Genomic DNA, 19,886 nt, shown 5'->3' with positions numbered 1-19,886 from the left:
ACAGTAAGTTAGCGGGAATGTACCGTCTGGTTATTTTTGATGTGTTTTGTAGAATTATTCCGAATTACTCCTAAAAGGCATCAAAAACACGGGATAATAATTTGACTAACCAGCATTACCCGCTAGATTTAAATATCGAACGACGAGTGATACGGAATATTTTCGTATCGTACTGACATAACCGATATACATGAGGTGAAATATGGCAGAGCATCGTGGTGGTTCCGGAAATTTTGCTGAAGACCGTGAAAAAGCTTCTGAAGCAGGTCGTAAAGGTGGTCAGCACAGCGGCGGGAACTTTAAAAATGATCCGCAGCGTGCGTCTGAAGCGGGTAAAAAAGGCGGACAAAACAGCCACGGCGGTGGCCGCAAGTCCGATAATTCCTGATTATCCTTTTCCTTGCACCCTGAAGTGAAAGTATCTCCTGCGAGTCTGTCACAGACTCGCAGTTATTTTCTGACTCCAGAAGGTATTTCTATGAATATGAAAAGCATTGAAGATGTATTTATTCACCTGCTCTCAGATACCTACAGCGCAGAGAAACAATTAACCCGCGGGCTGGCAAAACTGGCCAGAGCGGCGTCCAGTGAAAAACTCAGCGCGGCGTTCAATGCTCATCTTGAAGAAACCCAGGGCCAGATTGAACGTATCGACCAGATTATTGAGCAGGAATCTGGTCTGAAAATCAAACGCATGAAATGCGTGGCCATGGAAGGATTGATCGAAGAGGCCAATGAAGTCGTTGAGAGCACGGAAAAAAATGAGGTACGCGATGCCGCGTTAATTGCCGCTGCGCAAAAGGTCGAGCATTACGAAATTGCCAGTTACGGTACCCTGGTTACCCTGGCGGAACAGTTGGGTTATAAAAAAGCGGTCAAACTGCTGGCCGAAACCCTGGAAGAAGAAAAGCAAACCGATGTTAAATTAACCGACCTGGCGGTAGGTAATATTAATAAAAAAGCGGAAAAATAAACGCTCCCTGACACGAGGAAATCACGATGAATCACATTGAACATTATCATGACTGGCTACGAGATGCGCATGCCATGGAAAAACAGGCAGAATCCATGCTGGAATCAATGGCTGGCCGTATCGATAATTATCCGGATCTCCGTGCCAGAATCGAACAGCATATTAATGAGACCAAACGGCAAATTACCGTGCTGGAAGAGATCCTCGACCGCAACGACATTTCGCGCTCGGTGATTAAAGATTCGATGAGTAAAATGGCGGCTCTTGGCCAGTCCATTGGCGGAATGTTTCCTTCCGATGAAATCGTCAAAGGCTCGATCAGCGGGTACGTTTTCGAGCAGTTTGAGATCGCCTGCTATACCTCTCTGCTGGCGGCCGCTGAAAAAGCGGGCGATACCGCCTCCATCCCAGCCATTGAGGCCATCCTGGCGGAAGAGCGGGAAATGGCCGACTGGCTGATCAAACATATTCCTCAGACCACGGAGCAGTTTCTCCTGCGTTCAGATGCTGACGGCGTAGAAGCGAAAAAATAACCCAGGAGGCAGGCCTATGTTTCGTCATGTGAAACAACTGCAGTATACCGTGCGCGTTGCTGAACCCAACCCGGGGCTCGCGAATTTACTGCTCGAACAGTTTGGCGGCCCTCAGGGCGAGCTGGCCGCCGCGTGTCGTTATTTCACTCAGGGATTAAGCGATGACGATCCCGGCCGTAAAGACATGCTGATGGATATCGCGACAGAGGAGCTAAGCCATCTGGAGATCATTGGCACCCTGGTCGGCATGCTAAATAAAGGCGCCAAAGGGGCGCTGGCGGAGGGCACCGAGAGCGAGGCGGAACTCTATCGTTCGCTCACCGCCAACGGCAACGACAGCCATATTACGTCGCTGCTCTACGGCGGCGGTACTCCGCTGACCAACTCGGCGGGCGTGCCGTGGACAGCGGCCTACATTGATACTATCGGCGAACCCACCGCAGACCTGCGATCGAACGTCGCGGCGGAGGCGAGGGCGAAGATCGTCTATGAACGGCTGATCAACGTGACCGACGATCCCGGCGTGAAGGACGCGCTGGCGTTCCTGATGACTCGCGAAGCGGCGCATCAGCTCTCTTTTGAGAAAGCGCTGCAGTCGATTCGTAATAACTATCCACCGGGCAAACTGCCGCCCATTAGCGAGTACGCGAACACCTACTACAATATGTCTGAGGGTGGAGAAGTACGCGGCAGCTGGAACAGTGACAAACACTTCGATTATGTCAAGGATCCGCAGCCGGCCGTGGATGGCGGAGATGGCAGCGCCTCTGTCGGCCTGACGCCGGAGCAGGAAGCGCTGTGCAAAGCGATGCTGAAGCGAACACAGTCTGACCCGCAGGGTGATCCTTTGACCGGCGCCGAACTCGGCGCCGGTAAGCAAAACACGTCATCATCGGCTAAGTGATGTTCGCATAAGCCCCGGCTGCGGCCGGGGCGTTTCACAATGATGGTGCGGATTATGTTTGAATTTGACGCGTTTCATCTGGCCCGACTGCAATTTGCCTTTACCGTTTCCTTCCATATTCTGTTTCCGGCCATCACCATCGGCCTTGCCAGCTACCTTGTGGTGCTGGAGGGGATGTGGCTGAGAACCCGGGATAACGTCTGGCGCTCGCTCTACAACTTCTGGCTGAAAATTTTCGCCGTCAATTTTGGTATGGGCGTGGTTTCCGGATTAGTCATGTCCTATCAGTTCGGCACCAACTGGAGCGGATTCTCTCAATTTGCCGGCAGTATTACCGGCCCGCTGCTGCTGTATGAAGTGCTGACAGCCTTCTTCCTCGAAGCGGGATTCCTCGGCGTGATGCTGTTCGGCTGGAGCAAGGTGCCGCCAGCGCTGCATTTTTTTACCACCTGCATGGTAGCCCTTGGCACCCTGGTCTCCACCTTCTGGATCCTCGCCTCCAATAGCTGGATGCAGACGCCGCAGGGTTTTACCCTCGAAAATGGCCACCTCATCCCGCAGGACTGGCTGGCGATTATCTTTAATCCCTCGTTCCCGTATCGCTTATTCCATATGGCGATCGCCGCGTTTCTCAGTAGCGCCATGTTCGTCGGGGCCTCCGCCGCCTGGCATCTGCTGCGCGGCAACGACTCGCCGGCCATCCGCAAAATGCTGTCGATGGCGATGTGGATGGCGCTGCTGGTGGCGCCGATCCAGGCGGTGGTGGGTGATATGCACGGTCTTAATACCCTCGAACATCAGCCGGCGAAGATTGCGGCGATTGAGGGGCACTGGGAAAACCGGCCCGGCGAGGCCACCCCGTTGCTGCTGTTTGGTCTGCCGGATATGGAGCAGGAGCGCACCCGCTATGGCCTGGAGATCCCGGCGCTCGGCAGCCTGATCCTCACCCATAGCCTGCATAAGCAGGTGCCGGCCCTGAAAGATTTCCCGAAAGAGGACCGGCCCTATTCGCCCGCCGTGTTCTGGTCGTTTCGCATTATGGTTGGGATGGGGGTGTTGATGATCGCCTTAGGGATCTGCAGCGCCTGGCTTCGCTATCGGCGGCGGCTGTACCATTCGCGTCCCTTCCAGTGGTTTGCGCTCTGTATGGGTCCCGCCGGTCTGATTGCGCTGGTCGCCGGGTGGGTGACCACCGAGATGGGCCGTCAGCCGTGGGTGATCTACGGTTTGCTGCGCACCCGGGACGCGGTGTCGTTGCACAGTACGCTGCAGATGGCTATTAGCCTGCTGGTGTTTATCGTGGTCTACTGCGCGGTGTTTGGCGTGGGGTATTACTATATCTTCCGGCTTATCAAAAAAGGGCCGCAGCCGGTGACGGAGCTGACCTCGCAAACCGCAGGTACCCCGGCGCGTCCGCTCTCGGCGGCAGAGCCGGTGCGGGATGAGGAGAACGCATCATGAGCATCGATATCTCGGTGATTTGGTTTGTCATCATTGTCTTCGCCACGTTGATGTATATCGTGATGGATGGTTTCGATTTAGGCATCGGAATGCTGTTCAGCGTGGTGCATGACGCCGAAGAGCGCGACGTGATGGTTAACAGCGTGGCGCCCGTCTGGGATGGTAACGAAACCTGGCTGGTGCTCGGCGGGGCAGGGCTGTTCGGCGCCTTTCCGTTGGCTTACGCGGTGATCACCGATGCGCTGGTTATCCCGCTGACGGCGATGCTCATCGGCCTGATTTTCCGCGGCGTGGCGTTTGAGTTTCGCTTTAAAGCGGTTCCCTCGCATCGCACCTTCTGGGACTATGCCTTCGCTGGCGGCTCGCTGCTGGCGACCTTCAGCCAGGGGATTGTCGTCGGCGCGTTTATCAACGGCTTTGCGGTGGCTGACCGCCGCTTCGCCGGCTCGACGCTGGACTGGCTTACCCCCTTCAATCTGTTCTGCGGTCTGGGGCTGGTAGTAGCCTATCTGCTGTTGGGCACCACGTGGCTGATCATGAAAAGCGAAGGCGCGTTGCAGCAACGGATGCGCGAGCTGACCCGCAAGGCGCTGCTGGCGTTGATGGCGGTGATCGCGGTGGTCAGCGTCTGGACGCCGTTGGGCTGGCGCTACGTGGCGGAACGCTGGTTTACGCTGCCCAATTTCTTCTGGTTCGTGCCGGTGCCGATCCTGGTGCTGACCCTGAGCTTGTGGATCTGGCGCCTGAGTGCGCGCCCCGCAAGCCATGCTCGTCCCTTTATCCTGACGCTGGGCCTGATATTCCTCGGCTTCAGCGGGCTGGGAATCAGCGTCTGGCCGAACATTATTCCGCCGCACATCTCCCTGTGGGATGCCGCCGCGCCGCCCTCCAGCCAGGTATTTATGCTGCCGGGGGCGCTGCTGATCATCCCGGTGATCCTGATGTATACCGCCTGGAGCTATTACGTCTTTCGCGGCAAAGTGTCCGGCAGCGAAGGCTATCACTGAGCGAGATACGCGCCGGCGGCCCGGGAATGAACCAGATAGTCGCGGGCAGACCGGCCCCGTTCCCTTCTTGCTTGGGCAGGGTGTCAATATGGGGGCGCACCGGCAGCCCGAAGCCGTCGGTCAGGTCGGCGCTTAAGATACCGATCATTATCTTCTCCACCCGGATCACCGCAGGGTCAAAAAGGGTTCCGGGCCTGGAGACGGCGGCAAAGCCCAACAGGCGCAAGGTGTCACCCGCCAACAGGAAAGCGTACCCACGCGATGGGCGTTCAATCAGGGGCAGGCTGTGACTCCCTGCGAGCCACAGAGCCCGCATGATGCTGGCCTGACGCCCGCCGGGGAAGGCGGGCAGAGGCTTACGCTTTTGGCGACTTGATCTTAATAATAAATCGCTCATTCACCCGGGTGATCCTCGCGCCAATGTCGCCAAACTCGGTGGCGATTTTAAAAAAATCGTCCGCGGCGACGTCGAAATCGAGTTCAATTTTCTGATGTTGTCCTGTCGCCAGTAATTCATAGAAATGGTCAAGGCTGCGGGCTTTTTCGCTGGGCATCGTATTTCTCCATGGTCAACCAATCAGCAGGGCGTTTATGACTTATCGCGCTTTCCGGATTATTCAGCAGAATGGCAATGGGCCTGATATAAGATTATGCAATGACAGTAAGAGTGGGGTAGGGCGATATTATTCCGTGTTGTTAAACCGTGCGGTCGCGCGTTTGCCGGCGATACCATGACGGCAGGAACAATCCTGTGGCGTCGGCTGATGATAGACATTGTTTGATGACAATTTGATGTCAGTAAAATGAACCTGCAAGGGCTCGGGATTTCATATCGCTAAATAATTTTTATTCTGTGGCTGTTAAGGTAGTTCTTAACTACTTTATGGTGATGGGGCTTTATATTTTATGGCCAACGGCGAGGGAACAACGATGCAATTACTTGATTTATTCGCAGGCTTATTGTGGTTAAGCAGCGTTATTTTCCTGCTGTTTGTTCTTGATGTGGTCATCACCCGTTATCTTTATCGTAAATAACCGACAGCGGCGACGGCGCTCGGCGTAGGGTACAGCGCCGGAGGATGATAGTATAACGCCGGGACTGATTCAGGAAGGAATGTGCGGTGGCCGGGAGAGTTGATTACGATATTGAAAAATACCAGTTTACCGAAGCCGGTGAAACGTCGCGGCTGCGGGAGCAGTGGCGCGAAGTCTATCAGGAGTGCCGTCAGCTGCAGGCCGGGGCAGAGGAGCGCCTGCGCATTGCGTTACTGAACGTCGACTATGTCACCAGCTTCGAGCTGCCTTTTCGCCTGCTGCTGGTGCGCGCGCCGCAGCTGATCGCCGACGTCCGCGAGACGCTGCAGCTCAGCCGTAAAGCCGCCGTTTTCAACGGCAAACGTTACGGCTGCGTCTACAGTTTGAAGCAGGATTTACAGGCTGTACCGGAGAGCTTCCATTACCACCTGACAAACCGCATTCGTCGCGTCGAAGCGACGGGCCTGACGGCGGCGCCGTACCAGCAGATCGCCAGGGAGATTAAACCTGCCCGGGATCGACTCCGCCAGGCATTAATCGCCGGCCTGCCGGTTACCGCGCTTGATGCCCTGTTCTGGTTCGGCAGTCAGCGGGTGGCGGCGGACATTGCCCAGCTGCGCCGGTCCGGTATGGCTATTGTCACTGAGGAGGTGGAGGTCAGCGACACTCTGTTCAATACCACCCGGCGGGTACCGGTTTATCGTCTGACCAGCGCGTGAGCGGGTCTCGCTTCGCCCAGCCGCTGCCTCTGCAGGCAGTCGACCATTGCGCCATCAAACCAGACGCACAGCCCTCTGGCGGCATGCCGCGGAGCCGGTTCCAGCCACGCGCTGGCGCTGAGCATGACTAGCATCAGCGCCAGCGGAACCCCGTATATTCTTCTCACTACCCTTTTCCCACTTCGCCTCTTTTGCCAGTAAGATAGCGGGAAAATATGACGTTTCGTTGACCCGTCTGCCTGATTTATCGCCTGCAGACGGCGTGGCAGGCGGGCCGTGCCGGGTGATGCGTTATTGATCTTCGGCATAAAAATGCCAAAAACTGGCGGCTTGTTTTTTTCGGTTTTATTACTCCATGCTTTTTTCCCCGTAGGGAAAAAGCATGAAGCCGCAATGCCTGGTGATGGATTATTTTGTAACTGGCTGGTTTGAAACGATATTTTAATTTTGACTTAGGTGGGGATGACAGCGGTGGCAAATTTATATTAATTCACTTTACCGATCAATAAATTATATCTTGATAGCTTTTAGCTATCGAATGTTTCTTATCGATCATTTTAAACTATTTTTGTTGGCGGGAAATATATGACATGCTTTAACCCTTTCTTATTTCTGGTATTTTTTAAATGGTTAAAGAAAACGTGAAAAATACCTCTTATCGCTTCGTTCTGGAGCCCGCTATTAGCGATGATGGTGCCTACCACTCGTGGGAATTGCTCACTAAAGACATTATAGCACCCGCACAAAATAACACCTCCGCGCCCACGTTTTCTTTCTCCACGCTTACCGAACGCGACAAGCTTGCACTATTTACCCGGCAAATCGAATTGCTTTCCGTCTTTGATTTTTCCCAGGTCGATAATAAGCCGATCTCGCTGAATATTGATGATTTATTAAGCCATTTTATTCTGACCGACCGCTATCTGTGTGATTTTCTGCGCGCCAGTAAATACATCGCCTTGGAAATAAATGAGAATTTTCATGAGTTTATCGCCGGTCGCGAACTGACGGCGCTGAGCACGCTGGCGGCGCTTTGCCCGGTCTGGCTGGATGACTTTGGACGCGGACGAACGACTTTCCGGCTGCTGGAGCGATTTCGCTTCGATTGCGTCAAAGTGGATAAAGATTATTTCTGGGACAAAGAAAACGATCCCGCTTTGCCTGGGCTGTTACAGGCTATTCATACCCTGACCGGGCATGTGATTGTGGAGGGGATCGAAACCGAAAAGCAAAAACGGTTAATCACTGCGGCCGGGGATATCATTGGTCAGGGCCGTTACTGGAAGGATGAATATATCTTTCTCTGCTGCTGAGCCCCCACCGGGGCGAGGTTTCGGTGACCTGCCATTCTTTTCTTATCCAGTTTTAAACGAATGCTTTGTTACAGATAGGCTTTATTCCCGCGATGATAATCCCGTCTCTTTTACTTGCCTGAAGGATAACTCATTGTGAATACACGCTTGCGTAACACCCTGATCGCCATTGCGCTGACCACCTGCTTCACCGCCGCCAGCCAGGCGTCGACCTCGGCTGACGTGCCGTCTGTCTCGCAGGACCCGGTCGTCCAGCATCTGAAGCTGAGTGAGGAGCAGGTCGCCAAAATCCAGGCGCTGCGTCAGGGATTCGAAAACAATGTGAGCCAGATTAAAATCAGCGGCTATCAGGACGGCGCCCTGGCCGACGTTATTCACTCCGGGAAATGGGATGAAGCTAAAGTCAAACAGCAGCTGGCTGCTTTTGGCCAGCTGGATCAGCAGGTGCGCTACTATCGTGTGAAATACTACTTTGACGTCAGCCAGGTGCTGACTGCCGAGCAGCGTGAGCAGGTGAAAAAAGACCTCGCCGCGGCGATTAATTAACCCGGCCTTCGCCATCCGCTCCGGATGGCGCTGAATCGGGCGACAGACGCCGCGTGTCCGGCGCCAGTCGCCCAGCTTGACTGACTTACTGACCGTGGCCGTTTTCCAGACGGGCGAAATACTCCGGAGCAAACGGACGCGGGTCGACATCGGCAAACGGCGCACGCTCAAAGTGTGGCTTCAGCGCCCAGGGGACCGTGCAGTCAAAAATCGTCTTGCAGCTGATACCTTCCCCGCGGATCGACGGACTGTATTCCGGCGTCTGGGAAGGATCGAGCTGGTGACCGCGGATACCGGGGAGGGTGGTGATGCTGACATCCCCCTGCATGCGGGTGGTCATCGCCCACAGGATATCGTCGCTGTCAAAGATATCGACATCCTCATCAACCAGAATGATGTTTTTCAGTTCGGAATAGGTCGCCAGTGCCAGCAGCGCAGCCTGTCCCTGACGACCTTCGTCGGCGGGCTGACGTTTTTTCACCTGCAGGATCCCCAGAAATTTACCGCCGCCCGCGGTGTGGGCGTAGACATTTTGTAAGAAGCCCGGGATGGCGGCCTCGACGGCATTCCAGATACTGGCTTCCGTCGGCAGCCCAGCGAGGGTGGTATGCTCTTCCCCCGGTCCCACCAGCGTCTGCAGGATCGCATTGTGCCGCATGGTGACCGCTTTGACTTTGATCACCGGCAGCGACGGGTTGGCGCCGCCGCAGTAGCCGGGAAATTCCGGCATCGCGTGGCCGCTGTTGGTGTGCTGATCCTCTCTGACGCGCACGCCGGGCAGCAGGTCGCCTTCAATAACGATCTCGGCGCGGGCGATGGCTTTCTCCGGGACGCTGACGCCCTGCACCAGCTCCACCGGGCGCTGACGCAGCGCGCCGGCCACGCCCAGTTCGTTATAGCCAAACGGCGTGGTGGGGGCTTCGAAGCAGGCGCCAATATAGATGGCCGGATCGAGACCCATATTGATGGTTATCGGCAGCGGTTTTCCGGCTGCCTCGGCTTTCTGGCGAAACACTTCGATATGGCGGCCGGCGGCAAGAAACATCGACAGCTCATCCCGGCCCTGCACGCACAAGCGGTGGATGGTGACGTCGGTGAGCGAGGCGTCGTCAGGATCGCTGGCCAGCGCCAGGCCCAGGCAGAAGAAGGGGCCGGCGTCGATCGGGGTGTTGGTAGGCGCCGGGAGCAGGGTGCGCAAATCAAAGTCCGGATCGTCGGCCAGAAAGATCTGCTCCTGACAGGGGGCGCTGTCGGCCGGGACCACTACCGGCGCGACCGGTGTTTTCACCGCTTTACCCACCTCCAGCGCCAGCTGCGAAGCTTCGCAGCCCAGCAGCAGCGCTGCCCGCTGGCGGCTGGCGTGCATGCCCACCAGAATGCGCGAATGCGGATAGCCCTTAATATTGTTAAACATCATCGCCGGGCCAATGCGGGTGGGGCGCTTCACGGTGCCGCCGGCGCCGATATGGCGATAGACGCCGGCCAGCTCGGCGTTAGGGTCCACCGGATGATTGGTTTCGAAGTATTGATTGTCATGCTGTTGCAGCAGCGCGATGGCGTCGCGCAGATCCTGAATCGGTGCGGTCATGATGTTCTCCTTAGCGTGTCGATGCGCACAGTATGCTTCGCAGGCTAATGGTTATCAATTGCATCATTCATGCTTTATTGATAATATTTTTATTATCAATAAAACCCACCGGAGTCCGGCCATGTCCTTGCGAGCGTTACGCCATTTTGTGGTCGTTGCCGAAGAGTTACATATGCACCGGGCGGCGGAGCGGTTGCATATCGCCCAGCCCGCCCTCAGCCAGCAGATCAAACAGCTCGAGCAGCGTCTGGGGGTGGTGCTCTTCTCCCGCGCTAACCGCCGTCTGACCCTGACCGCCGCGGGCGAGGCCTTTTGGCAGAAGACGCGGCTGGCGCTGGAGATGGTTGACCAGGCGGCACTGGACGCCCAGCGCACCGCGCGGGGCGAGCAGGGAAGACTGCATCTGGGGTATGTCTCCAGCGCGATGTACGACAGCAAACTGCCGGGGCTCCTGCGCGAGCTGCGCGCCGACTGGCCGGGGATTGAGCTGTCGCTGGTGCATGGCGATGTGCAAATGCTCTACGAAGCGCTGCTGGATCTGCGCCTGGATATCGCCATCATCCGCGCGCCGCTGGCCTCGCCGCCGGACGCGCTGGTGGTCAGGCCGTTTATGCGGGAAAAGCTCTGTCTGGCGCTCTATCAGCAGCATCCGCTGGCAGGGGTAGGGGCGCTCAATCTGGCCTCATTGCGCGCGGATAACTGGATCTCTCTTAACGATCCGCAGGGCACCGGGCTGGAGCAGGTATTTATTGACGCCTGCCGCGTCGCGGGCTTTACGCCGCAGGTGGCGCAGCGGATTAACGACGTCACCTCGATGATTAGCCTGGTCTCCGCCGGGGTCGGGGTGGCCCTGGTTCCGGTCTCGGCGCGGGCCTTACGCCTCGATAACGTGGTGTACATCGATCTTCAGGACCGGCTGGCGGAGAGTGAGCTGAGCATGGTTTACCACCGCCATATCCGTTCGGCGGTAGTACGGAAAGTCATCTCGCTGCTCAATGCGACTGAGCACTCACCCGGTTAACCGGTCTTCAGGCGGCCAAAGCTGACAATCCTTGAGCGGCCCAGCTCTTTCGCCCGGTACAGCGCGGCGTCCGCCGCGCGCAGCAGGCTGTCGCTTTGGGTATGCTGCGGATAGCTGGCGATACCAATCGACACATCCACCTGACCTATTTCGGTCAGACCATCGCGCAGCGTCATATTATGCACCTGGGTATAGATCTCGCTGGCGCACTGGTGCGCCTCGGCTTCGTCAATGCCGGGGAGCAGCACCAGAAACTCCTCGCCGCCGTAGCGGAAAGCCATGCCGATATCGCGCACCGCGCGCTGCACAATGGTCGCAACGCTCTTAATCACCAGATCCCCAGCCTCATGGCCATAGCGATCATTGATGGTTTTAAAATGATCGATGTCGATCATCAGACAGCTCAGCGGAGTATGGGTATGGACCGCCAGCGCCATCTGCGAATGCAGCGCTTCGTCAAGATGATGGCGGTTACGCAGGCCGGTCAGGGAATCGAACAGCGCTTTTTCCAGCAGGGCGCTGCGCAAACGCTGATTGGCCAGCGCCAGGCCCAACGCTTCCGCCATCAGCTCGAGATAGGCCCGGGAAGGAGCGTCACTGGCGGTGACGTTCTGGAAAGTCAGCAGGCCAATGGCTTCGCCCTGGGCGATAAGCGGTACGCAGAGCGACTGGCCGGCGTGCGCCTCTGGCAGATGATAGCAGGTGATATCGGGTTCGCCCTGCACCGGCGGATGGCTGAGTCCCCGACGTATCGCCCAGCAGTCGTCGGGTGAAAAGGGCGTCGTCTCCCCGGCGGGCGCCAGCCACTGCGCCACGCAGCGCATCTGCCAGGGATCGGTATCCAGAATATACAGTTTCCCGGGGATCGTCGGGGCGATATTCGGCGCAAACAGTTCCGCCACCTTAATCACATCCTCAATGGTTTCACAGCCCTGCAGCCGCTGGGTCATGCGCGCCAGCAGTTCGCGGATCGCCCAGTCGGCGTCGCGCTGCTGCTCCAGCTGCTGGCGGGCCAGGCCGTTCTCGCGAAAAATGCGGATGGCCTGGGCCATATCGCCAATCTCATCCACCTGAGTGAACTGCGGCGTCTCCACCGCATAGTCCTGGGAGGCGAGACGCTGCACCACGTCGCTCAGGCGAACCACCGGGTAGAGCACCCGGCGTTTGAGAATAAAGCCGAGGACGAACAAAAACATCAGGGCGGTCAGGCCGACCATGATTTCCGACAGGGTTCGCCAGATCCGCGAGCGGTCGGTGGCCTGGTCAATGGCAACGGCGGCGCGATTTTCGAGCATCTGGCGGAAGCGATCGATCTGCGTCTGCATACGTTCCAGCTCGGTCTCGTACGCTTTGCCATACAGTATCGCGATGGCCGCTGGCGCATCGCCGTTGGCGACATGCGCCAGGGCGGCCTGCTGTTCATCCTGAAGTTCAGCGGCAATCTGCAGGCCATCGTGCAGCAGCGCCAGCTCCTCGCGGTTGGCGCCGTTATCTTTCAATCTGGCCAGCCGCAGCTCAATGCTTTTGTCGCTCCGCTGCAGCTGCTGATACTGCTCCAGCGTCTCCGGCGAGGGCTTAACCACGTATAGCCGGGCGAGGTCAGACAACGCCCAGGCGTCGTTTTCCACCTCGTCGGAGAGGGTATCAAAGACCTGGCGCTGCTGTACCGCCTGGCGTTCGACGCGGTCAGCGCTGGAGGCCATGAGCATGGCGCTCCCGGATGCCAGCGTCAGGCCGACGGTGATCCCGTAGGCCCAGTTGGTGATGGTGGCGATTCTCACCCTGTGTTTCCTTGCATGCAGATGAAGCGGTTTTAATTATAGAACCCGCCCCCGGTTATGACGGCGGCCCGCTTCAGGGGCGGTGCTCGCTGCGGGGGTGTTCAAGGGTCTGAAGAATGATGGCGTGTAGCGTTTCCGCATGGTGGCGTAAAACGAGAAAGACATCGCGATCCAGAGCGCCATTTATAACATCCGTTTCCATAATCTGTAAGGCCTCCTGCCAGGCCATCCCTTTACGATAAGGGCGATTTTCGGTCAGGGCGGTGAAAATATCGGCGATGGAGATAATCCGGTCGGCGAGGGTCAGGTGATCCTTTTCGAGATGCAGAGGGTAGCCGCTGCCGTCCAGTTTTTCATGATGATTCGAGGCCCAGTTGATAATGTCGCCAAGCTCGCTGTAGTCGCTCAGGAGATCTCCGGTCATGTAGCTGTGCTCGCGTACCTGACTCAGCTCGTCGTCATCCAGCTCCCCCTCTTTTTCCAGAATAGAAAGAGGGATATAAACCTTACCAATGTCATGCAGATAGCCGGCAACCTGTATTTGCTGGCAGGTGGGCTCTGGCAGCTGCATCCAATGGGCAAGCTGGTGGGCGATTTCCCCCACCATAATACTGTGGCTGGCGGTAAAGCTGCTGTAGGTGTCGACAATTTTGGCAATCAGCAGGCAGACATCTTTCAGACCGTCAATATCCAGATATAGCGTGTTGATGGGGGCTATAATTTCCAGCAGCCGTTGAATATGCCCGGGATGCAGGTGCTGCCAGAAGCTCGCATTTTCAGCGACCTCGCACAGGGTATCGCAGAGCAGCGGATCGATTTCCCGGTGCAGGGTGACGAACTGCTCCACCACTGCCCGCGTGGGCCACGCGGCCACGCGGCTATCCGCCGGCAGCAGCCGTTCAAAGGCATCGGCGAAATAGACAATATGCTGTTCGCGGCTGCCGCGGTGCTCCGGGCTAAAGTGGTGGTCGCGAATAAAGGGGACGATGGGCTGGAAGGTTGCTAACCCCTCAAGCATCGCCGCCCCCTGGCGCTGATGCGGATCGTGGATATTATCGATGGCATCCAGCGAATGGATAGTGCGTCTATCACCCAGTACGCCGATATCGTGCAGCAGCGCGGCGCAAAAAATGGTCTGCTGACGCTCGGCAGGCAGACCCAGCCTTTGCGCCAGCGTCAGCGCGATTAAGGCCGTTCGTTGCATATGCCGGTGCAGTTCAGGGTTAATGATCTGAATGACGTTGGTGGTCAGCATCAGGGCCGACTTCAGGGCAATGCGCATTTCTGTTCTCCGTTCGCGTCACCTGGCGGGCATAAATGACCTCGAGGGTGACGGAAGTGTCGATAATCTGATCGCAATGCGTGTTGTGTGTTGCTGAACGGGTAAAATCTCATAATGTATGGGGTCATGGCGCCTGCCCGGTTCAGATCCAGTCATGCACCAGATTTGGGCGATGTTGAGGCGAGAACCTTATTATTGTCTGATAGTTAACCATTTACCCCTCGTAAAAGATATCAATTCTGGCAAGCCCTTTGCATTAAGCAAGCGTAAGTTTGATTAATGTCTATGAAGGGAGTGACCTGTATGAATTTTAGAGCATTACTTGCCATTGCGTTACTAGCGATAAGCAGCCTGGCGTTTAGCGAGACGCGTTTACCGCATATTGTCATTTTAGCCACCGGCGGGACGATTGCCGGCTCGGCGGCCAGCAATACCCAGACGACGGGCTATAAAGCCGGGGCAATTGGCGTGCAGACGCTGATTAACGCCGTGCCGGAAATCAGTAAAATTGCCCACGTCGAAGGTGAGCAGGTGGCGAATATCGGCAGTGAGAATATGACCAGCGATATTATTCTGCAGCTCTCGAAGCGGGTGAATGCGTTATTAGCCCGGGATGATGTCGATGGCGTGGTGATCACGCATGGCACCGACACCCTCGATGAAACCCCTTATTTCCTCAATCTGACGGTGAAAAGCAATAAACCGGTGGTCTTTACCGCCGCGATGCGTCCGGCGACGGCGATCAGCGCCGACGGGCCGATGAATCTGCTGGAAGCCGTCACCGTCGCCGCCGACCCGGATGCCCGCGGGCGCGGGGTAATGGTGGTGCTTAACGACCGCATCGGCGCGGCGCGCTTCGTCACCAAAACCAATGCCACCTCGCTGGATACTTTCCGGGCGTCGGAGGAGGGTTATCTTGGCGTCGTGGTGGGGGGAAAACCCCAGTTTGAAACGCGGGTGGATAAGATCCACACCCTGCGCTCGGTCTTCGATGTGCGTCAGCTGAAGGCCCTGCCGAAAGTGGTAATCATCTATGGTTACCAGGACGACCCGGAGTATATGTACGATGCGGCGATCGCCCATCATGCCGACGGTATTATTTACGCCGGCACGGGGGCAGGTTCGGTGTCGGTACGTAGCGCCGCCGGTATTAAAAAAGCGCAGCAGGCGGGCATCGTGGTGGTGCGCGCCTCCCGCACCGGCAGCGGCGTGGTGCCGCCGGACGACAGCCAGCCCGGGCTGGTGGCCGATTCCCTCAATCCAGCGAAAGCGCGTATTCTGCTGATGACGGCGCTGACGCAGACCAAAGATCCGCTGCTGATCCAGCAATATTTCCACACCTACTGATCCTCTGCCGCCGGGGCGTCCATCACGTCTTCGCTGCGGTTTGCCCTACAGTGACCCGATGTCGGGTCACTGTCCGCGCTAAACACGGTGCTTTATGCCGGTAAGGCGTAAAGAAATATTTTTTAAGCGGCGGGTAAGGGCGGTATTAACGCGCAAACAATTGCCAGGGCGCTTATTTTTAAAGCATCTTTAAATAAGTCTATTCTTAATTATTCCCTTAAGGCGATTTTAATATTCCTTATGCTGACGGATAAAAAATGAGTCACGCTGAAGGAGGAACCCTTTTATTTTTTCGCGGCACAGACGAAGAGCTTGGAGACGCGGGCAGGCTGCGGGCCGTGTGGCTGAGCGGGCATCAGACCCCGGCAGACAAGGCGTTCTCGCGTCGGGTTTCGATTATGTCCGGTAGTAACGCTGATGATTAGCGTGAAAATGATATGCACGATGAATATATTAAGAAGAGGATAAGATTTAAGTTTACATTTAGTAACATTTGTGCCGCAATTATGTTTTTTTGTCAGCACGTTGTTTTTTACTTGCCGGAGGGAATTTCAGCGGATTAGTATTGTCCTACTTGCTGTACGTACCGCCTAATGATGATAAATGGATTCTGTTTTCCTTAAGCGTTACCACATAATTAATGTTTACAGGAAAAATCATGGCCTGCGTATTTAATAAACAACTTTTACACCCGCGCAACTGGCTGACCTGGTTTGGGCTCGGCATCCTCTGGTTGATTGTACAACTGCCTTATCCGCTGCTGCATTTTATCGGCACCAGTGCGGGTCGTCTTTCCCGACGTTTTCTCAAACGCCGCGAACATATCGCCCGGCGCAATATTGAACTCTGCTTCCCGGAGATGTCGCCGGCGGCGCGCGAGACCCTGATCGATCAAAACTTTATGTCGCTGGGAATGGGGCTGATTGAAACCGGCATGGCCTGGTTCTGGAGCGACGAACGGGTCAAAAAATGGTTTGATGTCGAGGGCTTTGCCAACCTTAATCATGCGCTTAGCGGCGGGAAAGGGGTGATGGTCGTCGGCGTGCACTTTATGTCGCTGGAGCTGGGCGGGCGCGCCATGGGGCTGTGTCGTCCAATGATGGCCACCTATCGTCCGCATAACAGTCCGCTGATGGAGTGGGTGCAAACCCGCGGTCGCCTGCGCTCGAACAAAGCGATGATCGATCGCAACAACCTGACCGGCCTGGTACATGCCTTAAAATCAGGCGAGGCGGTATGGTTTGCTCCGGACCAGGATTACGGCCCCAAGGGCAGCGTGTTTGCGCCGTTTTTCTCCGTCCCGCAGGCGGCAACCACCAACGGCACCTATGTGCTTTCCCGCTTATCGGGGGCGAAAATGCTGAGCATCAGCATGGTGCGCAAGCTGGATCGCCAGGGCTACAGCTTGCACATTAGCGAAGTGATGAATGACTATCCCGGTGAGGATAAGCAGATCGCCGCCGGCTATATTAACAAGGTGATTGAGCGCGAGATCCTCCGCGCCCCTGAGCAGTATCTGTGGGTGCATCGCCGTTTTAAAACCCGCCCGCTGGGTGAACCTTCCGTCTATTAACCTTCCCGCACAGGCTGCGCTTTCAAAATCCCGACAGTTGGGGTAACGTGAGCCGGATCATGTTTTAGTCGTGCGCGAAGGAGTGCAGAGTGTTCGCTGAGTTTGGTGTTCTGAATTATTTGACTTACCTGGTCGGGGCGGTGTTTATCATCCTCGTCCCTGGCCCTAATACGTTTTTTGTGCTGAAGACGGGCATTGCCCACGGCGTGAAGAAAGGCTATCTGGCGGCGGCGGGCGTCTTTATTGGCGACGCGGTGCTGATGTTTCTGGCCTTTGCCGGCGTGGCGACGCTGATTAAGACCACGCCGGTGCTGTTTAACGTCGTCCGTTACCTCGGGGCGATTTACCTGCTGTGGCTGGGGGGCAAAATGCTCTATGCGGTGCTGACCCAGCGTGACGGCCAGGCCGACGCCAGCGCAGAGCCGGCGAGCGCGATCCTCAAGCGTTCCCTGACCCTGAGCCTGACCAACCCGAAAGCGATTCTGTTTTATGTGTCGTTTTTCGTGCAGTTTATCGATGTCAACGCCAAAGCGCCCGGGGTGGCGTTCTTTATTCTGGCGCTGACCCTTGAGGTGATTAGCTTCTGCTATATGAGCTTTTTGATCCTCTCCGGCTCGTTTGTCACCCGCTACGTCAAAACCCGCAAGAAGCTGGCTAAACTTGGCAACAGCCTGATTGGCTTGGTTTTCGTTGGGTTCGCCGCGCGCCTGGCTACCCTGCAGTCCTGATCCCCACGGGCCGGTTACCCACAGACCGGCCCGCCGCCTCTTATTCTGTCTTGTAACAAAAACCCTTCATTTTTTATTGCATTGGTGTTACATATACAGCCGTTTATCGCTCAGCAAAAAGGAAGCCCGGATGATTCTGCAAAAACTCCTCAGCAATAAAAACTGCAAAAAATACTGTCTGTCGCTCGCGGCGGTGTTTGCTATCGCGCTGGCGGTGGTGGGACGGGCGACCTTTGGCGGCGTGGTGAGCGAGTACAATATGCCGTACTCGGAGTGGACGACGTCTATGTTCTTCCTGCAGGGGGCGATGGTGACAGTTTACAGCATCGTCTTTACCGCGCTCTTCGCTATTCCGCTCGGCTTTATTTTCCTCGGCGACGAGCGTCAGGATTAAGCGTCAACGGGCGAACCGCGGTTCGCCCTGTCTTATCGGCTCATCAACAGCGTGAAGCATTAATCATCGTCATGATAGTGGTGATGGTGGTGGTGGCGATGGTGGTGATACCCATCGTCAACAATGCATCCCGATAACAGCGTGCACAGCGCAATAATCAACGGTAACACGATCGGCTTTTTCATCCTTACTTCTCCCGCTATTTTTCTTTCCCCGTGGCCGAGAATGCCGCGGCGGATAACGTGAGTGTAAAGCGTTAACTTATTGATGGGATAGGACAACTCCGCAATATCGTCGCGGCGATCACCACCAGCCGAACTGGGCGCCGGCCACCGCCACGATGGCGACAACCAGCATAATAATGGTGCTTTTTTTCATTATGCCCCGCCCGGCGCCGCATAGCCGCCGACAAAAAACCAGCCGAGAAAGACGACGGCGATGATAAAGATCGCCACCGGGAAAAGAATACCCAATTTCATGATAGTGTCCCTGTACCCACGAATGATGCCCTGCATGATACTGGATATCGCGTGACTTTAGTCAATATGAATAAAATTCTCCTGCCGGCGAGACTTCTTATCCTGATACATCGCCTCATCGGCAGCGCGTAAGGCCGCTTCAACATCGATACTCTGCGGATCGCAGATGACCACCCCGAAGCTGGCGCCCTCATAGTTGATACGCTGTTCGCCGAGGAAGTAGACCCCGCACAGGGCCTGGCGCAGGGTGGTGACATACGCCTGCTGCGCTGCAGGCGGCTGGGCGCTACCGACGATCAAAAACTCATCGCCGCCAAGGCGGCCAACGATATCTTCACGGCGCGCGACGGCGGTGAGTCGTTCACCGACCTGCACCAGAAAGCTGTCACCGCACGGATGGCCGAACCGATCGTTAATGGCTTTGAAACCGTCGAGATCGATAAAAATGAGCGCGACCTGTTGCTGCTGAGCGCGGGCGGAGGCAAAGCGTAGCGCCAGTTGCTTAAACAGCGCGCGGCGGTTAGGGAGCTGGGTGAGCTCATCGGTAGACGAGTGCAGCTCCAGCGCGACGTTTGCCGCCTGCAGCTGTTGCACCAGGGTGTCTTTTTCCACGTAGTGGGAAATGAGCTTCGCGAACAGGCCCATGACCTGTTCACCTTCAAGGTTATAAGGCTGTTGTTGCCGGCTGGTGGCGCAGAGGGTACCGAACAGAGATCCGTCGGCCAGGCGCACAGGAATGCTTAAAAAGGTGGCGATCCCCAGCTCCTGGGCGGCGATACAGGAGTGCCAGCGACGGGCGACGTCATTGCTAAACGTACACTGATCCTCAAGGGCGCGTTTGCACAGGGATTCATCCCAGGGGACGGAAAACCCTTCCGGGATCTGCATTTCGCTGCTGTTGTGGGCGAACATGATCTGCTGCCGCTGGGCGTTGATATCGATGCGGGTAAGGTAGGTGGACTCCATTCGCGTCACCGCCTCCAGCATCTCCAGCAGCTGGCGCACCAGGGTTTCCAGGGACTGTTCCGTAGCGAGGGTTTGCGACACCCGGGCAAGAATAAAATCTGACATGAATAATACAGCTCCAGCACGCCAAACGTCACCCCAGCATATTGGGCTGCAAACGGACATCAGCGTCGAATAAACAGTGATATTTTTAAATTTATCACATCTTTCTGGGGAATACTTGTCGACTCGCCGGG

General features: G+C 56.4%; 24 protein-coding genes. 15 read left to right on the top strand and 9 right to left on the bottom strand.

Going from position 1 to position 19,886, the window contains the following annotated elements:
• Positions 1–202 precede the first annotated feature (202 nt).
• From GT756_RS02450 to cydB, 6 genes are all read left to right on the top strand, one after another.
• Positions 203–388: a general stress protein gene (locus tag GT756_RS02450; protein WP_004150795.1), complete on the top strand. Its 186-nt coding sequence runs from the start codon at positions 203–205 to the stop codon at positions 386–388.
• Between the two features lie 90 nt (positions 389–478).
• Positions 479–973 (top strand): ferritin-like domain-containing protein, encoded by a 495-nt coding sequence (locus GT756_RS02445; RefSeq protein ID WP_008807707.1) that lies wholly within the window; start codon positions 479–481, stop codon positions 971–973.
• A 26-nt stretch (positions 974–999) separates the two neighbouring features.
• On the top strand, positions 1,000–1,506 hold the full coding sequence (locus GT756_RS02440) for a ferritin-like domain-containing protein (RefSeq protein WP_004203713.1): 507 nt from the start codon (positions 1,000–1,002) through the stop codon (positions 1,504–1,506).
• Between the two features lie 16 nt (positions 1,507–1,522).
• Positions 1,523–2,410 carry a manganese catalase family protein gene (locus GT756_RS02435; protein WP_004140512.1) on the top strand — a complete coding sequence of 296 codons (888 nt, stop codon included), beginning with the start codon at positions 1,523–1,525 and terminating at the stop codon, positions 2,408–2,410.
• A gap of 54 nt (positions 2,411–2,464) precedes the next feature.
• Positions 2,465–3,871: a cytochrome ubiquinol oxidase subunit I gene (locus GT756_RS02430; RefSeq protein WP_004203714.1), complete on the top strand. Its 1,407-nt coding sequence runs from the start codon at positions 2,465–2,467 to the stop codon at positions 3,869–3,871.
• The gene (gene cydB, locus GT756_RS02425) at positions 3,868–4,878 is read left to right on the top strand and encodes a cytochrome d ubiquinol oxidase subunit II (RefSeq protein ID WP_023317966.1); all 1,011 of its coding nucleotides are present in this window, start codon (positions 3,868–3,870) and stop codon (positions 4,876–4,878) included. Before GT756_RS02430 ends, cydB begins: the two co-directional genes overlap by 4 nt.
• Here cydB and GT756_RS02420 read toward each other — a convergent pair.
• Both GT756_RS02420 and GT756_RS02415 read right to left on the bottom strand, forming a co-directional pair.
• Positions 4,796–5,194 carry an FUSC family protein gene (locus tag GT756_RS02420; protein WP_227540495.1) on the bottom strand — a complete coding sequence of 133 codons (399 nt, stop codon included), beginning with the start codon at positions 5,192–5,194 and terminating at the stop codon, positions 4,796–4,798. The two genes, cydB and GT756_RS02420, sit on opposite strands and share 83 nt — an antisense overlap.
• A gap of 40 nt (positions 5,195–5,234) precedes the next feature.
• Positions 5,235–5,432 carry a hypothetical protein gene (locus GT756_RS02415; protein ID WP_004203716.1) on the bottom strand — a complete coding sequence of 66 codons (198 nt, stop codon included), beginning with the start codon at positions 5,430–5,432 and terminating at the stop codon, positions 5,235–5,237.
• Positions 5,433–5,999: 567 nt separating this feature from the next.
• Between GT756_RS02415 and GT756_RS02410 the strand changes: the two genes are divergently transcribed.
• From GT756_RS02410 to GT756_RS02395, 4 genes are all read left to right on the top strand, one after another.
• On the top strand, positions 6,000–6,632 hold the full coding sequence (locus tag GT756_RS02410) for a helix-turn-helix domain-containing protein (RefSeq protein ID WP_135699086.1): 633 nt from the start codon (positions 6,000–6,002) through the stop codon (positions 6,630–6,632).
• Between the two features lie 45 nt (positions 6,633–6,677).
• Entirely contained in the window at positions 6,678–6,833 is a 156-nt protein-coding gene (locus GT756_RS25730; protein WP_167878475.1) for a hypothetical protein, read from the top strand.
• 425 nt (positions 6,834–7,258) lie between these two features.
• Positions 7,259–7,945 carry an EAL domain-containing protein gene (locus tag GT756_RS02400; protein WP_004203719.1) on the top strand — a complete coding sequence of 229 codons (687 nt, stop codon included), beginning with the start codon at positions 7,259–7,261 and terminating at the stop codon, positions 7,943–7,945.
• Positions 7,946–8,080: 135 nt separating this feature from the next.
• Entirely contained in the window at positions 8,081–8,491 is a 411-nt protein-coding gene (locus tag GT756_RS02395) for a Spy/CpxP family protein refolding chaperone (RefSeq protein WP_017898654.1), read from the top strand.
• 85 nt (positions 8,492–8,576) lie between these two features.
• On the opposite strand, the gene GT756_RS02390 is transcribed toward GT756_RS02395, so the two are convergent.
• On the bottom strand, positions 8,577–10,079 hold the full coding sequence (locus tag GT756_RS02390) for a UbiD family decarboxylase (RefSeq protein ID WP_160124540.1): 1,503 nt from the start codon (positions 10,077–10,079) through the stop codon (positions 8,577–8,579).
• 121 nt (positions 10,080–10,200) lie between these two features.
• On the opposite strand from GT756_RS02390, the gene GT756_RS02385 reads away from it, so the two are divergent.
• Positions 10,201–11,100, top strand: a complete 900-nt coding sequence (locus GT756_RS02385; protein WP_135699092.1) for a LysR substrate-binding domain-containing protein — start codon at positions 10,201–10,203, stop codon at positions 11,098–11,100.
• Here the strand turns inward: GT756_RS02385 and GT756_RS02380 are convergent.
• Together GT756_RS02380 and GT756_RS02375 are read right to left on the bottom strand one after the other, a co-directional pair.
• Positions 11,097–12,881: a sensor domain-containing diguanylate cyclase gene (locus GT756_RS02380; protein WP_135699094.1), complete on the bottom strand. Its 1,785-nt coding sequence runs from the start codon at positions 12,879–12,881 to the stop codon at positions 11,097–11,099. The two genes, GT756_RS02385 and GT756_RS02380, sit on opposite strands and share 4 nt — an antisense overlap.
• 73 nt (positions 12,882–12,954) lie before the next feature.
• Positions 12,955–14,163: an HD domain-containing phosphohydrolase gene (locus GT756_RS02375; protein WP_049092534.1), complete on the bottom strand. Its 1,209-nt coding sequence runs from the start codon at positions 14,161–14,163 to the stop codon at positions 12,955–12,957.
• 303 nt (positions 14,164–14,466) lie between these two features.
• Between GT756_RS02375 and fraE the strand changes: the two genes are divergently transcribed.
• The 4 genes from fraE (at position 14,467) to GT756_RS02355 (ending at position 18,205) form a co-directional block, all read left to right on the top strand.
• Positions 14,467–15,510: a fructose-asparagine asparaginase gene (gene fraE / locus GT756_RS02370; protein WP_087832762.1), complete on the top strand. Its 1,044-nt coding sequence runs from the start codon at positions 14,467–14,469 to the stop codon at positions 15,508–15,510.
• A 658-nt stretch (positions 15,511–16,168) separates the two neighbouring features.
• Positions 16,169–17,083, top strand: a complete 915-nt coding sequence (gene lpxP, locus GT756_RS02365; RefSeq protein WP_017898648.1) for a kdo(2)-lipid IV(A) palmitoleoyltransferase — start codon at positions 16,169–16,171, stop codon at positions 17,081–17,083.
• An 89-nt stretch (positions 17,084–17,172) separates the two neighbouring features.
• Positions 17,173–17,811 carry a leucine efflux protein LeuE gene (gene leuE, locus GT756_RS02360; protein ID WP_004203730.1) on the top strand — a complete coding sequence of 213 codons (639 nt, stop codon included), beginning with the start codon at positions 17,173–17,175 and terminating at the stop codon, positions 17,809–17,811.
• 130 nt (positions 17,812–17,941) lie between these two features.
• Complete coding sequence (locus GT756_RS02355) at positions 17,942–18,205, top strand: DUF2534 family protein (RefSeq protein ID WP_004203731.1); 264 nt, start codon at positions 17,942–17,944, stop codon at positions 18,203–18,205.
• Positions 18,206–18,264: 59 nt separating this feature from the next.
• Here the strand turns inward: GT756_RS02355 and GT756_RS02350 are convergent, their stop codons facing one another.
• From GT756_RS02350 to GT756_RS02335, 4 genes are all read right to left on the bottom strand, one after another.
• Positions 18,265–18,390 carry a hypothetical protein gene (locus GT756_RS02350; protein WP_004203733.1) on the bottom strand — a complete coding sequence of 42 codons (126 nt, stop codon included), beginning with the start codon at positions 18,388–18,390 and terminating at the stop codon, positions 18,265–18,267.
• Positions 18,391–18,508: 118 nt separating this feature from the next.
• Positions 18,509–18,583, bottom strand: coding sequence for a protein YoaJ (gene yoaJ / locus GT756_RS26350; protein ID WP_137910537.1), 75 nt, complete (start codon positions 18,581–18,583; stop codon positions 18,509–18,511).
• Positions 18,583–18,684, bottom strand: a complete 102-nt coding sequence (locus tag GT756_RS02340; RefSeq protein WP_004150782.1) for a YoaK family small membrane protein — start codon at positions 18,682–18,684, stop codon at positions 18,583–18,585. The genes yoaJ and GT756_RS02340 overlap by 1 nt, the downstream gene beginning before the upstream one ends.
• A gap of 57 nt (positions 18,685–18,741) precedes the next feature.
• Positions 18,742–19,755, bottom strand: coding sequence for a sensor domain-containing diguanylate cyclase (locus GT756_RS02335; RefSeq protein ID WP_017898645.1), 1,014 nt, complete (start codon positions 19,753–19,755; stop codon positions 18,742–18,744).
• Positions 19,756–19,886 lie beyond the last annotated feature (131 nt).

Source organism: Klebsiella sp. Q2 (assembly GCF_009900705.1).
Taxonomy (GTDB): Bacteria; Pseudomonadota; Gammaproteobacteria; order Enterobacterales; family Enterobacteriaceae; genus Klebsiella; species Klebsiella quasipneumoniae.
The sequence above is the reverse complement of the archived record's forward strand: the minus strand, read 5'-3'. Positions and strand labels throughout refer to the sequence as shown.

Excerpts from the sequence above, each read along its gene's own strand:
- GT756_RS02450 (WP_004150795.1), top strand. The coding sequence starts at position 203 with ATGGCAGAGCATCGTGGTGGTTCCGGAAATTTTGCTGAAGACCGTGAA.
- GT756_RS02445 (WP_008807707.1), top strand. The coding sequence starts at position 479 with ATGAATATGAAAAGCATTGAAGATGTATTTATTCACCTGCTCTCAGAT.
- GT756_RS02440 (WP_004203713.1), top strand. The coding sequence starts at position 1,000 with ATGAATCACATTGAACATTATCATGACTGGCTACGAGATGCGCATGCC.
- GT756_RS02435 (WP_004140512.1), top strand. The coding sequence starts at position 1,523 with ATGTTTCGTCATGTGAAACAACTGCAGTATACCGTGCGCGTTGCTGAA.
- GT756_RS02430 (WP_004203714.1), top strand. The coding sequence starts at position 2,465 with ATGTTTGAATTTGACGCGTTTCATCTGGCCCGACTGCAATTTGCCTTT.
- cydB (WP_023317966.1), top strand. The coding sequence starts at position 3,868 with ATGAGCATCGATATCTCGGTGATTTGGTTTGTCATCATTGTCTTCGCC.
- GT756_RS02420 (WP_227540495.1), bottom strand. The coding sequence starts at position 5,194 with ATGCGGGCTCTGTGGCTCGCAGGGAGTCACAGCCTGCCCCTGATTGAA.
- GT756_RS02415 (WP_004203716.1), bottom strand. The coding sequence starts at position 5,432 with ATGCCCAGCGAAAAAGCCCGCAGCCTTGACCATTTCTATGAATTACTG.
- GT756_RS02400 (WP_004203719.1), top strand. The coding sequence starts at position 7,259 with ATGGTTAAAGAAAACGTGAAAAATACCTCTTATCGCTTCGTTCTGGAG.
- GT756_RS02390 (WP_160124540.1), bottom strand. The coding sequence starts at position 10,079 with ATGACCGCACCGATTCAGGATCTGCGCGACGCCATCGCGCTGCTGCAA.
- GT756_RS02385 (WP_135699092.1), top strand. The coding sequence starts at position 10,201 with ATGTCCTTGCGAGCGTTACGCCATTTTGTGGTCGTTGCCGAAGAGTTA.
- GT756_RS02375 (WP_049092534.1), bottom strand. The coding sequence starts at position 14,163 with ATGCGCATTGCCCTGAAGTCGGCCCTGATGCTGACCACCAACGTCATT.
- fraE (WP_087832762.1), top strand. The coding sequence starts at position 14,467 with ATGAATTTTAGAGCATTACTTGCCATTGCGTTACTAGCGATAAGCAGC.
- lpxP (WP_017898648.1), top strand. The coding sequence starts at position 16,169 with ATGGCCTGCGTATTTAATAAACAACTTTTACACCCGCGCAACTGGCTG.
- GT756_RS02355 (WP_004203731.1), top strand. The coding sequence starts at position 17,942 with ATGATTCTGCAAAAACTCCTCAGCAATAAAAACTGCAAAAAATACTGT.
- GT756_RS02350 (WP_004203733.1), bottom strand. The coding sequence starts at position 18,390 with ATGAAAAAGCCGATCGTGTTACCGTTGATTATTGCGCTGTGCACGCTG.
- GT756_RS02340 (WP_004150782.1), bottom strand. The coding sequence starts at position 18,684 with ATGAAATTGGGTATTCTTTTCCCGGTGGCGATCTTTATCATCGCCGTC.
- GT756_RS02335 (WP_017898645.1), bottom strand. The coding sequence starts at position 19,755 with ATGTCAGATTTTATTCTTGCCCGGGTGTCGCAAACCCTCGCTACGGAA.